Annotated in this window: 10 protein-coding genes; 1 reads left to right on the plus strand and 9 read right to left on the minus strand. The window is 71.3% G+C overall.

Features of this window, described 5'->3' with window-relative positions; translation table 11 throughout:
- Window positions 1-296 precede the first annotated feature (296 nt).
- From AC3EU2_RS04940 to AC3EU2_RS04980, 9 genes are all read right to left on the minus strand, one after another.
- Window positions 297-2,291: an ABC transporter ATP-binding protein gene (locus tag AC3EU2_RS04940; protein ID WP_488178606.1), complete on the minus strand. Its 1,995-nt coding sequence runs from the start codon at window positions 2,289-2,291 to the stop codon at window positions 297-299.
- Window positions 2,288-4,024: an ABC transporter ATP-binding protein gene (locus AC3EU2_RS04945; protein WP_488178607.1), complete on the minus strand. Its 1,737-nt coding sequence runs from the start codon at window positions 4,022-4,024 to the stop codon at window positions 2,288-2,290. The genes AC3EU2_RS04940 and AC3EU2_RS04945 overlap by 4 nt, the downstream gene beginning before the upstream one ends.
- Window positions 4,018-4,695: a TetR/AcrR family transcriptional regulator gene (locus AC3EU2_RS04950; protein WP_488178608.1), complete on the minus strand. Its 678-nt coding sequence runs from the start codon at window positions 4,693-4,695 to the stop codon at window positions 4,018-4,020. Before AC3EU2_RS04950 ends, AC3EU2_RS04945 begins: the two co-directional genes overlap by 7 nt.
- A 46-nt stretch (window positions 4,696-4,741) precedes the next feature.
- On the minus strand, window positions 4,742-4,948 hold the full coding sequence (locus AC3EU2_RS04955; RefSeq protein WP_488178609.1) for a hypothetical protein: 207 nt from the start codon (window positions 4,946-4,948) through the stop codon (window positions 4,742-4,744).
- 114 nt (window positions 4,949-5,062) lie between these two features.
- Window positions 5,063-5,581, minus strand: coding sequence for a CHRD domain-containing protein (locus AC3EU2_RS04960; protein WP_488178610.1), 519 nt, complete (start codon window positions 5,579-5,581; stop codon window positions 5,063-5,065).
- A gap of 6 nt (window positions 5,582-5,587) precedes the next feature.
- Window positions 5,588-7,183 carry a DUF7059 domain-containing protein gene (locus tag AC3EU2_RS04965; RefSeq protein ID WP_488178611.1) on the minus strand — a complete coding sequence of 532 codons (1,596 nt, stop codon included), beginning with the start codon at window positions 7,181-7,183 and terminating at the stop codon, window positions 5,588-5,590.
- Between the two features lie 3 nt (window positions 7,184-7,186).
- A complete protein-coding gene (locus tag AC3EU2_RS04970) occupies window positions 7,187-7,897 on the minus strand; it encodes an AIM24 family protein (RefSeq protein ID WP_488178612.1) in 711 nt (236 codons plus the stop codon).
- 131 nt (window positions 7,898-8,028) lie between these two features.
- Complete coding sequence (locus AC3EU2_RS04975; protein WP_488178613.1) at window positions 8,029-10,482, minus strand: sodium-translocating pyrophosphatase; 2,454 nt, start codon at window positions 10,480-10,482, stop codon at window positions 8,029-8,031.
- Window positions 10,483-10,642: 160 nt separating this feature from the next.
- Complete coding sequence (locus AC3EU2_RS04980) at window positions 10,643-11,014, minus strand: STAS domain-containing protein (protein WP_488178614.1); 372 nt, start codon at window positions 11,012-11,014, stop codon at window positions 10,643-10,645.
- Between the two features lie 110 nt (window positions 11,015-11,124).
- On the opposite strand from AC3EU2_RS04980, the gene AC3EU2_RS04985 reads away from it, so the two are divergent.
- Window positions 11,125-13,416: a DEAD/DEAH box helicase gene (locus tag AC3EU2_RS04985; RefSeq protein ID WP_488178615.1), complete on the plus strand. Its 2,292-nt coding sequence runs from the start codon at window positions 11,125-11,127 to the stop codon at window positions 13,414-13,416.
- Window positions 13,417-13,426 lie beyond the last annotated feature (10 nt).

Below are 13,426 nucleotides of genomic sequence, written 5' to 3' on the forward strand. Positions count from 1 at the left end.
GTCACGCCCCGATCGTAGGCGGGATCCCCCCGGCCGACGTCCGCGTTGGCCCGTCCCGCTCGCGTCCGCAAAGGTGGTCGGGTTTCCGACCAAGGTTGCGGACGCTGACGTATGCCGTCCCGCTCGCGTCCGCAAAGGTGGTCCGGTTTCCGACCAAGGTTGCGGACGCTGACGTATGCCGTCCCGCTCGCGTCCGCAAAGGTGGTCGGGTTTCCGACCAAGGTTGCGGACGCTGACGTATGCCGTCCCGCTCGCGTCCGCAAAGGTGGTCGGGTTTCCGACCAAGGTTGCGGACGCTACCCGGCTGGCTCGGCCACGGCGGAACGGAACTGGGCGGCGTACAGGTCGGCGAAGGCGCCACCGCGCGCGAGCAGGTCCGCGTGCGAACCCTGCTCGACGATCCGGCCGTCCTCCATGACGAGGATGAGGTCAGCGTCACGGATCGTCGAGAGGCGGTGCGCGATGACGAAGCTCGTCCGGTCCTGGCGCAGCGCCGACATCGCGTGCTGCACGAGGAGCTCGGTGCGGGTGTCGACCGAGCTCGTCGCCTCGTCGAGGATGAGCAGCGCCGGGTCGGACAGGAACGCCCGTGCGATGGTGATGAGCTGCTTCTCGCCGGCGCTGATGTTGCCGCCCTCCGCGTCGAGCACGGTGTCGTAGCCGTCGGGCAGCGAGTGGACGAACCGGTCGACGTAGGTCGCCCGCGCCGCCGCGAGGACGTCCTCGTCGGAGGCGTCGGGCCGGCCGTAGGCGATGTTGTCGCGGATGGTCCCGCCGAAGAGCCACGTGTCCTGCAGCACCATGCCGATCTGGCCGCGCAGCCCTCGCCTGCTGAGGTCGGTGATGTCGACGCCGTCGAGCGTGATGCGCCCGGAGTCGAGCTCGTAGAACCGCATGATGAGGTTGACCAGGGTCGTCTTGCCGGCGCCCGTGGGCCCGACGATCGCGACCATCTGGCCCGGCTCGACGGTGAGGTCGAGGTGCTCGATCAACGGCGTCTGGGGCGTGTAGGCGAACGAGACGTCCTCGAACTCGACCCGGCCGTGCGGGTCGTCCAGCACCGTCGGCGACGTGCTCTCCGCCTGCTGCTCCGGGGCGTCGAGGACGTCGAAGACCCGCTCGGCGGAGGCGACCCCGGACTGCAGGAGGTTCGCCATCGAGGCCACCTGGGTCAGCGGTTGGGTGAACTGGCGCGAGTACTGGATGAACGCCTGGACGTCACCCAACGTCATCGACCCGCTGGCCACCCGGAGCCCGCCGACGACGGCGATGACGACGTAGTTGAGGTTCCCGATGAACATCATCGTCGGCATGATGATCCCGCTGATGAACTGCGCACCGAAGCCCGCGTCGAAGAGGTCGTCGTTCTTCGCGCGGAAGGCCTCGCGGGCCTCCTCCTGGCGGCCGAACACCTTGACGAGCTGGTGCCCGGTGAAGGTCTCCTCGACGATGCCGTTGAGCTCTCCCGTGGACTTCCACTGCTGCACGAAGTGCTTCTGGGAGCGCTTGCCGATCGCCGCGGTGACGAGCATCGAGACCGGGATGGTCACGAGCGCGATGACGGCGAGCAGCGGTGAGATGTAGAGCATCATCGCCACCATGGCGACCACGGTGAGGAGCGACGTGAGCAGCTGGCTCAGCGTCTGCTGAAGGCTCTGCGCGACGTTGTCGATGTCGTTGGTGACCCGGCTGAGCAGCTCACCACGGGGCTGGCTGTCGAAGTACGGCAGCGGGAGCCGGTTGAGCTTGTCCTCGACCGAGGACCGCAGCTCGAAGATCGTCCGGTTGACGGCTCCCGTGAGGATCCAGCTCATCGCCCACTGGAGCAGGCTCGCGCCGACGTAGATCGCGAGGACCACGAGGAGCACGCGCCCGACCGCGCCGAAGTCGATCCCCGCGCCGGGCACGAGGAACGGCATGCCCTCGACGAGGTCGGCGAACGTCCCGTTCCCGTTCAGCCGCAGGTCCGCGACCGCCTGGTCACGGCTCACCCCCGCCGGGAGCTGCCGCCCCACGACGCCCGCGAAGATGAGGTCGGTCGCGCGCCCGAGGATCTTGGGGCCGACGGCGTTGAGGGCGACGCTCGACACGGCGAAGGCCAGCACGGCGTACAAGGCCGTCCGCTCGGGTCGCAGGAGGCCGAGCAGTCGCTTGGCCGAGGGACGGAAGCTCGCTGGCTTCTCGGCCGGGATCCCGATCGCCATCGGGCCGTGCCGGTTCGTGGCACGGGATCCGGGGCCACGACGCGCCTCGGCGGCCTTCTCCTCGGCCGTCTTCACACCTTCGCTCATGCCACTGCCTCCTCGACGCTGCGCTGGCTCTCGACGATCTCGACGTAGGTCGGGCAGGTCTCGAGCAGCTCGTCGTGGGTGCCGGCACCGACGACGAGCCCGTCGTCGAGGACGACGATGTGGTCGGCGTCGATGATCGTCGAGACCCGTTGGGCGACGACGACGACGGTCGTATGCCGGGTCACGGGCCTCAGTGCCGCGCGCAGCCGTGCGTCGGTCGACAGGTCGAGCGCGGAGAAGCTGTCGTCGAAGAGGTAGACGTCCGGCTTGGCGACGAGCGCGCGGGCGATGGCGAGCCGCTGGCGCTGGCCACCGGAGACGTTGGTGCCGCCCTGCGCGATCGACGACTCGAGACCGTCGGGCATGGCGCGGACGAAGTCCTCGGCCTGGGCGATGCGCAGCGCCTCCCACAGCTCGTCGTCGGTGGCCGCGGAGTCGCCGTAGCGCAGGTTGGACGCGACGGTCCCGGTGAAGAGGTAGGGCTTCTGCGGGACGAGGCCGATGCGCGACCACACGTCCTCGAGGGTCGCCTCACGGATGTCCACCCCGCCGAGCAGGACGGCGCCGCCGGTGACGTCGTAGAGGCGCGGGATGAGGGAGATGAGCGTCGACTTGCCCGAGCCCGTGCTGCCGATGATCGCGGTGGTCCGGCCCGGCAGGGCGGTGAGCGAGACGCCCTGAAGCACGGGCACGTCGGCGCCGGGATAGGCGAACTCCACCCCGCGCAGCTCGACCGAGGTGCCGCCGGTCGGGAGCAGCACCGGCGTGCTGGGCTGTACGACGGTGGAGTCCGTGTCGAGGACCTCCGTGATGCGCCCCGCCGAGACCGTGGCCCTGGGGATCATCATCGACATGAAGGTCGCCATCATCACCGACATGAGGATCTGCATGAGGTAGGCCATGAACGCCGTGAGGGCGCCGATCTGCATCGCGCCGCTGTCGACGCGCTGCGCGCCGAACCAGAGGACGGCGACGGTCGAGGCGTTGAAGATGAGCATGACGATGGGGAAGACGAGCGCCATGAGGCGGCCGACCGCGAGGGCGGTGCCCGTGTACTGGGTGTTGGCCTCGCCGAAGCGGGCCCGCTCGTGGTCCTCGCGGACGAAGGCGCGCACGACCCGGATGCCGGTGATCTGCTCGCGCAGGACGCGGTTCACCCAGTCGACCGACTCCTGCATGAGACGGAAGTTGGGGATCATCCGGCGGATGACGAGGGCGACGCAGAGGGCGAGCAGCGGCACGGCAACCGCCACGAGCCAGGACAGGCCCACGTCCTCGCGCAGCGCCATGACGATCCCGCCGACCATCATGATCGGCGCCGACACCATCATCGCGGCGCCCATGAAGACGACCTGCTGCACCTGCGTGACGTCGTTGGTGTTGCGGGAGATGAGCGTGGGCGCCCCGAAGCGCGACACCTCCTGCGCCGAGAAGTCGCCGACCCTGGCGAAGACACCGGCGCGCAGGTCGCGCCCCATCCCGGCCGCGGTCCGCGCCCCGAGGTAGGTCGCCGCCACGGTCACCGCGATCTGGACGAGCGAGACGGCGAGCATCCACATGCCGGCGGAGACGATGAACCCGGTGTCCCCCGTGGCCACGCCCTCGTCGATGATCCTGCCGTTGAGGCTGGGCAGGTAGAGGGACGCGATGGTCCCCACGAGCTGGAGGAGGACGAGGACGACCAGGGGTCCGCGGTAGGGCCGCAGGTAGTCACGCATGAGGCGGATCAGCACGACGCGGCCCGTCCTTTCGAGGTGGCGGTGGCGGTGGCTGCGGTGGCGGCGGCGGCGGAGACCGGGGAGGTCGAGGCGGCGCCCTCGCGGGTGAGCGCCCCCTCGAGGAGCACGTCGACGAGCTGCTCCGGCGTGGAGGCGTCCCCGTCGAGCATGGGGTGCACGCTCGAGAGGGTGAGCATCCTCAGGTAGCCGATGAAGGTGCTCGCCGGCACCCGCAGCCGCGCCGCATCGGCCCCGAGGAGGTCGACGAAGGCCGCGTCGAGCTCGGCGGTGGCCTCGTGGCGGCGCCGGAACGCCTCACTGCCCGACGGGTGGCGGACCTGCTGGCCCGTCGACTGCAGCACCGACATGAGCGCGAAGATCTCGCGCAGGTGCCGTTGCATCACCGCGACCGCGGCGGCCAGGCGCTCTGGCACCGGCAGTCCGCGGTCGACGACGGCGAGCTCGGCCACCAGGGCCGAGTTGTCGAACGCGTCGTGGACGCAGGCGTCGATGAGCGCGTCCTTGTTGTCGAAGACGCGGAAGATCGTCCCCTCGGCGATCCCGGCGGCCGTGGCGATCTCACGGGTGCTCGCCGCCCGGCCCTTCTCACGGAGGAGGGGGACGGTGGCCGCGATGATCGCGGCTCGACGGTCGTCGGGCGTCATGGCGGGAGCGCGAGGGGACATGCGCTCCAGTATGAGTGAGTGAGCGCTCACTCACAAGACGTCGGGGTCACTCCGTCGTTGAGGAGTCCTCGGCGACGTTGACGTCGGGCGCGCCGTGCTCCCCCGAGTCGTTGACGTCCGGGGTGTCGGGCACGCTGTCGGCCCCACCGAGGGTGGTCTCCGGGTTGAGGGCGCCCGACCCCGCCTCCGAGACGGTGCCGCCCCCGTCGTCGTGGTGGTCGCTGCCGGTGGTGTCCTCGTGGTGGTGGCTCATGTCCCCAACATAGGCGGGGGCGGTCACCGCGGCGCGACGGCACCGACCGCGGTCGCGGCCACCGGGGTGGTCACGACCGCGGTCGGACGACCAGCCGCGCCGGTCGGGCCGTGTTCAGTCGTCGACGTGGAGCTGGCCCCGGACGGCGCCGGAGGGGTACTCGCTGTTGTGCACGTTGACGTAGTACGCCGACGGGTTGCCGAGGATGAGCTGGACCTCACCCGGGTCGAGGCCCTTGCCGGCCTCGCCCTCGGTGAGGCAGTCCGCGGCCTGGCCGTCCTGCGGGAAGGCGAGGTTGACCTCGACCGGACCGTTGGTGCCGGCGGCACCACGGTGGAGGTGCGCCATGCGTCCGCCACCCGGCGCCTGGTCGAGCTCGGCGACCCTGCTCACCTCGAGGATGTAGCAGAGCGTCGTGGGGTCGCCGTCGATGCCGAAGACGTACGCCTCACCCCGACCGTTGGGGTCACCGACGACACCCTTGGCTCCGCTGGCTGCGACCTCCGCACGGCCGGTGAGGTGGGCACCGACGAGGGTGTTGGTGTGGCCCGCCTGGGCCGGGATCGGGGCCAGCACGAGGCCGATGGCGAGCCCGGCCGCACCGGTGGCGGCGCCGAGGAGAATGCGCTTCATTGCGGATCAACTCACTTTCGCAGGAGGGCCGAAGGGCCGGCCCTGTGCGTCATTCGTTGCGACGGGCCCTCCGGATGCCTCGCTCGCGGGTGAGTCCGCCGGACGGAGCAGCAACCCGTCCTTGGCGGCGTCCCTGACGAAGGCGAGCACCTCGAGCGTCGTCTCCTCCGGGTCGAGGTCGAGGATGCCCGCGATCGCACCGATCGCCTGCCGGGGCGTGAGGGCGCCGTCGGCGACGGAGAGGTATGCCGCGGTCACCGTCGTGAGCCGGATGACCCGTCCCAGCCCGCCCCCCTGGCGGGCGACGATGACCGACGGGTCGGACGCCCCCGGCGCCGTGTGGCGCTCCTCGGTGACGTCGGGCGCGGCCCTCCACGCCGTGCCGAGCAGCTCGTCGTCGGAGTGCTCGGCGAGCCAGACCCTCGCCTCGAGTCCGACGCGGACGGAGTCCCCCATCGCCCGAGGCACCGGACCGCGCTCGTCCATGAGGTCGACGAACGGCGCACGGTCGCGTGCCGGTCGGTGCAGGGTGACCACGCCGAAGCCGATCGAGTCGACGTCGCGGGACGCGAAGTCGTCGAGCCACGCGGCATACATCGCGTCGACGTCGGCCGTCCCCGCGTGGTGACCGCCGTCCCGGGACCACGTCTCGGCGTACTCCGCCGGGTCCTGGACCTCGCGCTGCACCACCCACGCGTCGAGGCCGGTGCCGTCGAGCCAGGCCCCGACGCGGTCGGTCCAGGTCGAGCCACGCGGCACCTCCCAGTTGCCGAGCATCTGGGCGACGCCCCCGGGCTCGAGGTGCGCCCCCACCGAGCGGACGAGGTCGGCGACGACGGCGTCACCTGCGGTGCCGCCGTCGCGGTACTCGAAGAGGGGCACGGCGCCCGAACGCGGGGTGATGACGAAGGGCGGGTTGCTCACGACGAGGTCGAAGCGCTCCCCCGCGACCGGATCGAGCATCGACCCGGAGCGGACGTCCCAGTCGCACCCGTTGAGGGCGGCGGTGAAGCGCGCGAAGGCGAGGGCACGTTCGGAGAGGTCGGTGGCGACGACGCTGTCGGCGTGCCGGGTGAGGTGCAGGGCCTGCACGCCGGAGCCGGTGCCGAGGTCGAGCGCCCGGCGGACGGGGCGGCGGATCGTCCACGCCGCCAACGTCGTCGACGCGCCGCCGATCCCCAGGACGTGGTCCTCCCGCACCGGCGCGCCGGTGGCGACCTCGGCGAGGTCGGAGACGACCCACCACTGCGCGTCGTCGGCGGCATACGGGCGCACGTCGACGCGCGCGACCACGGCGTCGCCCTCCTCGGCGACGAGACCGAGGGCGCGGGCTCCGCGCACTCGCAGGGTCGGGAGCGCTGCCTCGACCTCGGCCGCGTCGACCGGGTCGCCGAGGGTGAGGAGCCGGATCAGCGTCGCCGCCGGCGAGGCAGAACCGCTCGCCACCCGGCGGGCGGGCAGCGGCTGCTCACGCGACAGGGCTCCGCTGGCCATCGGGCCGAGCACGTCGAGGACGCCGGTCACGGTGAAGTCGGCGGAGAGGAGGTCGGCGCGCAGCCGGGCGATGAGGTCCTCGTCGAGCCGAGGGAGGGGGGCGGACACCGGTCAGCCGTCGAGGAGGCCGCCGAGCATTCCTCCGCCGCCACCCCCGCCGGTCGAGGGCGGTGCGACCCACTCGCTCGGCTGGACGATGACGAAGCCCGGGCCGTGGAAGGCGTACTGGAAGGCCTCGCCGCTGCCGCCGCGGAGCATGGAGCGCACGTTCATGCTCGACACGATCTGCGGGGTGAGGCCGAGCGACCAGCCGACGCACGACTGGACGTCGACGTGGGTCGGCTGCTGCGAACACTCGAGGATGACCGGCTGGCCGACGGTGTGGATGGCGACCGTGCCAGTGCCCTGCAGGGTGGTGTTGAAGAGGCCGCCGCTCATCATCCCGGCACCCTGGACCCGCTTGATGTCCCAGGCGATCGAGGAGTCGAAGGCCAGGAGGTTGCGGGCATTGATGCTCATGCCGTCGCCGGTGAGCTCGATGAGGTGGACGAAGCCGGCTTCGCTCGCGAAGAACACCTCGCCGTCGCCGGAGACGCGCATGAGCGAGACGTCCTCACCTGTGACGACCTTCTTGAGCATCCGGCCCATGCTGCCGGCCTTCTCGTGGTCGAAGCGCATGTGCCCCTGGTAGGCGACCATCGCGCCCTTGACCGCGAGCACGTCGCCGCCGAGATGCACCCGGAGCAGCTGCGGGTTCTGCAGGGCGAAGGTCTGCTCCGACTGGAGCTCGAGGTTGGTCTGGTCGAAGAGCGAGGAGCGCATGGCGCCAGCCTAGGGCCGGGCCCGCACCCTCGGGGGGCCCGGCTCGGGAGCCGGGAAAGCTGAACGGCGGCCGGCTCACCCTGTCGGGTGGGCCGGCCGCCGTCACTGCTGGCGTATGCCGTGTGCGCGCCTCAGCGCGGTGCGGTCGCCTCGACGTGGTCGTCCTTCTCCAGCGACACCTCGACGGCCTCGCCGGGTCCGGTGATCGCCCCCGAGTCCGGTGCCGACGCGTCGAACTGCGAGACGGGCTCACCCTCGTCGTCACCGCCGCCGATGGCGAGGTCGCGACGCTTGGAGATCGCCACGGCCGTGACGACGATGATGAGCGAGACGGCCGCGATGCCGTAGCGGATGGGCGCGCTGGCGCCGTCACCGACCGACAGGATGACGATCGCCGGGGCGATGAGCACCGCGACGAGGTTCATGACCTTGATGAGCGGGTTGATCGCCGGACCGGCGGTGTCCTTGAACGGGTCACCGACGGTGTCACCGATGACGGTCGCCTCGTGGGCCGCGCTGCCCTTGCCACCGTGGTTGCCGTCCTCGACGATCTTCTTCGCGTTGTCCCAGGCGCCGCCCGAGTTCGCGAGGAAGACGGCCATGAGGCAGCCGGTGCCGATCGCGCCGGCGAGGAAGCCGGCGAGGGCTCCGATGCCGAGGCCGAACCCGATGATGACCGGGCTGAGGGCCGCGAGCAGGCCGGGAGTGGTGAGCTCGCGCAGCGAGTCCTTGGTGCAGATGTCGACGACCTTGCCGTACTCGGGCTTGGTCGTTCCCTCCATGATCCCGGGGATCTCGCGGAACTGGCGACGCACCTCGAACACGATGGCACCGGCCGCGCGGGTCACCGCGTTGATGGCCAGGCCCGAGAAGAGGAAGACGACAGCCGCACCGAGCAAGAGGCCGACCAGCGTCGACGGGTTGGTCACGAGCGCCTGGGCGTCCTGGATGACCTTGTTGCCCGCGGCGATCTGGTCCTCGTTGAGGGCGCTCGCGTCGATCTCGCCGATCGCGGTCTGCCAGGCGTCGGTGTACGACCCGAACAGGGCGGTCGCCGCGAGGACGGCCGTCGCGATGGCGATGCCCTTGGTGATGGCCTTGGTCGTGTTGCCGACCGCGTCGAGCTCGGTGAGGATCTGCGCGGCCTCTGCGTCGACGTCACCGGACATCTCGGCGATGCCCTGCGCGTTGTCCGAGACCGGGCCGAACGTGTCCATGGCGACGATGACGCCCACGGTGGTGAGCAGCCCACAGCCGGCGAGCGCGATGAGGAAGAGCGACAGCGCGACCGAGCCGCCGCCGAGGAGGAACGCGAGGTAGACGGCGCTGCCGATGATGGCTGCCGTGTAGACGGCCGACTCGAGGCCGACACCGATGCCCGAGAGGACGACGGTGGCCGCACCGGTGAGCGACGTGCGCGCGACGTCCTTGGTCGGGCGCTTGTCGGTGCCGGTGAAGTAGCCGGTGAGCCAGAGGATGACCGCCGCGAGGACGATGCCGATGACGACCGCGAGGATCGCCGTGATCCGGGGGTTGCCGTCGAGGGCGCTGACCGCCTCGTCGCGCGCACCGAGCTCGGCGAACGTGGCGGGGAGGTAGAGCCAGGCAGCGATTCCGGAGAGGACGGCCGCGATGGCCGCCGACACGTAGAAGCCCTGGTTGATGGCGTCGAGGGCGCTCTGGTTGCCGCGCGCCTTCGTGATGAAGACACCGATGAGCGCGGTGACCGCACCGATCGCCGGGACGAGCAGCGGGAAGACCAGGCCGTAGGAGCCGAACGCGACGGATCCGAGGATGAGAGCGGCCACGAGCATCACGGCATACGACTCGAAGAGGTCCGCGGCCATGCCGGCGCAGTCGCCGACGTTGTCGCCGACGTTGTCGGCGATCGTCGCGGCGTTGCGCGGGTCGTCCTCGGGGATGCCGGCTTCGACCTTGCCGACGAGGTCGGCGCCGACGTCGGCGGCCTTGGTGAAGATGCCACCGCCGACACGCATGAACATCGCGAGCAGGGCGGCGCCGAAGCCGAAGCCCTCGAGCACCTTGGGGGCCTCGGCCTTGTAGAGCAGGACGACGATCGAGGCGCCGAGCAGGCCGAGGCCCACGGTCGCCATGCCGACGACGCCGCCGGTGCGGAAGGCGATCCGCATGCCCTCGTCACGACCGTTGGGTCCGCGCGACGCCGCGGCGACGCGGACGTTGGCCTTGGTCGCGATCTGCATCCCGAGGTAGCCGATCGTGGCCGAGAAGACGGCTCCGACGACGAAGAAGCCCGAGCGACCGAGCTTGATGTTCCAGTCGGGCGCGGGCAGGAGGAGCAGCAGGCCGAAGACGAGCACGACGAAGATGCTGAGTGTCTTGAACTGGCGCGCGAGGTACGCCTGTGCTCCTTCTTCGACGGCAGCGCCGATCTCGCGCATCTTGTCTGTACCGGTGTCCGCACGCAGGACCTGCTGCCGGAAGACGAAACCCATGGCGAGGGCGATCACGGCGATGACCGCGACCCCCACGACCAGCGTGACGTTCGATCCGGTGAGGTCCAGCGTGGAACTCGCCTCGGCCGGTGCGAGCGCGAGTGCAGCCATTCCATCCTCCTTGACGGGTGTGCGTCGTCAGGGCCCGGAGATCGAATTTCCCGCAGGCAGACGCGGGGTGGACCTTACCCGGTGACTCACATCACATGCAGCCACGGCCGGCCGGTGTGACTGCTCTCACGCCGCCGGTGGGCCGATCAGGAGGGGTCGGTCAGGCGTGGACGTCGGGCTCGGACAGCCCGGAGCCCGCAGCCACGACCGCGGCGTCGACGCTGTCGTGCACGGGCAGGACCTGGTCGAGCCCGGTGATCGCGAACAGCCGCAGGATCCGCTCGTTGGTGCACACGACGCTGAGCCAGCCGTCGGTCTTGCGCACGACCTTGAGCCGGCCGACGAGGACGCCCAGACCCGTCGAGTCGATGAAACCGACGTCCTCGAGGTCCACGACGAGAGAGGTCTGGCCAGCGGCGATCCGGTCCTCGAGGGCGGACCGCAGCTGGGGCGCGGTGTAGACGTCCACCTCACCGGAGACGGTCACGACCACGACGTCGCCTCGCTCGCTGGTCGACACTGACAGCTTCACCGCAGTCGGCTCCTTGCTCGCATCTCATCCGCGCTCGGCACGCGCGTGGCGATGGACCGCGGGCGTGGACGCCACGACCACTGTCGCAGCACCGGACTACCGTAACGCGCGTGTCATCCTCCGCCGAGCCGACCGAGATACTGGCCGCTCTTGCGGCCGGTGACCGCGCGGCCCGGCTGCGGCACGTCGAGCGGCTCCCCGCCCGCCCGGCCCGGGTCGCGCCGTGGCCGGAGTGGGTGGCCCCGCCCCTGCTCGCCAGCCTCACCGGCAGCGGGATCGAGCACCCGTGGTCGCACCAGCGCGAGGCGATGGACCTCGCGCACCGGGGGTCGCACGTCGTCCTCTCGACCGGCACCGCCTCGGGCAAGAGCCTGGGCTACCTCGTGCCGGCGCTGTCCGACGTGCTCGACGGGCTCGACTCCCCCACCGGGCGCGGCGCGACCGTGCTCTACCTCGCCCCGACGAAGGCCCTGGCGGCCGACCAGCTCGCCCGGATCGAGGCCCTCGCCCTCCCCGGGGTGCGGGCGGCGACCTATGACGGTGACACCCCCGTGGAGGAGCGTCGCTGGATCCGCGAGCACGCCAACGTCGTGCTCACCAACCCCGACCTGCTGCACCACTCCCTCCTGCCGGGCCACCAGCACTGGGCACCCTTCCTGCGGTCGCTGCGCTACGTCGTCGTCGACGAGTGCCACATCTACCGGGGGGTCTTCGGCTCGCACGTCTCGTCGGTGCTGCGCCGACTGCGCCGCGTCGCGGGCCGCTACCGCTCGCAGCCGACCTTCGTGCTCGCCTCCGCGACCGTCAGCCAGCCCGCGTCCCACGCGAGCCGCCTTGTGGGTATGCCGGTCACGGCCGTCGAGACCGACGGCTCGCCTCGGGAGGCGCTCACCTTCGCCCTGTGGGAACCGCCGATGGTGGACGACACCCGGCGCTCCGCGACGACGGAGGCCGCCGAGCTGCTCGCCGACCTCGTCGAGGCGGACGTCCAGACCCTCGCCTTCGCCCGCAGCCGCGCCGGCGTCGAGGCCCTGGCCTCCTCGGCGCGGCGGCGGCTCGGGCAGGTCGGGGGCACGGCCGGGGCGACGGTCGCGGCCTACCGGGGCGGTTACCTCCCCCAGGAGCGGCGCGAGCTCGAGCGCGCGCTGCGCGACGGTGAGTTGCGCGGGCTGGCGGCCACCAACGCCCTCGAGCTCGGCGTCGACATCACCGGCCTGGACGCGGTCCTGCTCGCCGGATGGCCCGGACGGCGGGCCAACCTCTGGCAGCAGGCGGGTCGCGCCGGCCGGTCCGGGCGGGAGTCGCTCGCGGTGTTCATCGCAGCCGACGACCCGCTCGACACCTACCTGCTCGACCACCCGGAGGCGATCTTCGGCGCCCCGATCGAGTCGACGGTGATGGACCCGACCAACCCGCACGTGCTCGCCCCCCACCTCGCCGCAGCCGCCCACGAGCTGCCCCTCACCGAGGACGACCTGCCGATGTTCGGGACGAGTGCGCGCGGCGTCGTGGACCTGCTCGTCGCCCGGGGCATCCTGCGGCGCCGGCCGACGGGGTGGTTCTGGGCCCGTGACGACCGACCGGGCGACCACCTCAACCTGCGCGGGACGACCGAGGTGGTCTCCATCGTCGAGCGACGGAGCGGGCGGGTCCTCGGGACCATCGACGAGGCCTCGGCGCACTCCCAGGTCCACACGGGGGCGGTGCACGTGCACCAGGGGGACCCGTTCGTCGTCACCGACCTCGACCTCGAGCAGTCGGTCGCGACCGTCGTCCGTGGCGACCCGGGGTGGAGCACGCACTCGCAGTCCCGGGGGTCGTTCGAGATCCTCGGCGCCCAGCGCCGGCACCAGTGGGGCGAGATCGACGTCTGTTTCGGCTCGGTGCGGGTGACCACCCAGGTGGTCTCGTTCCTGCGCCGTCTTCCGTCCGGAGAGGTGCTCGGCACCCATCCGTTGGACCTGCCCGAACGTTCACTCGTCACCCGTGGGGTCTGGTGGACCATGCCGCTGGACCTCCTCGAGGAGGCCGGCATCGACGAGGCCCAAGTGCCCGGGGCCGCGCATGCGGCCGAGCACGCGGCCATCGGCATGCTCCCCCTCGTGGCGACGTCGGACCGCTGGGACGTCGGTGGGGTCTCCACCGACCAGCACCCCGACACCGGCCTGCCGACGATCCTCGTCTACGACGGCTACCCGGGCGGCGCGGGCTTCGCCGAGCGGGCCCACGGGTCGTTCGGCGAGTGGATCGAGGCGACGCGGGACGCGATCGCGCGGTGCCGCTGCGAGCGGGGGTGCCCGTCGTGCGTGCAGTCGCCGAAGTGCGGCAACGGCAACGAGCCACTCGACAAGGCCCGGGCGATCCGGCTGCTCGACGTCGTCCTCATGTCGCGTCCCTCGTGAACCAACACGG

The organism is Knoellia sp. B-D-2 (genome assembly GCF_057714695.1).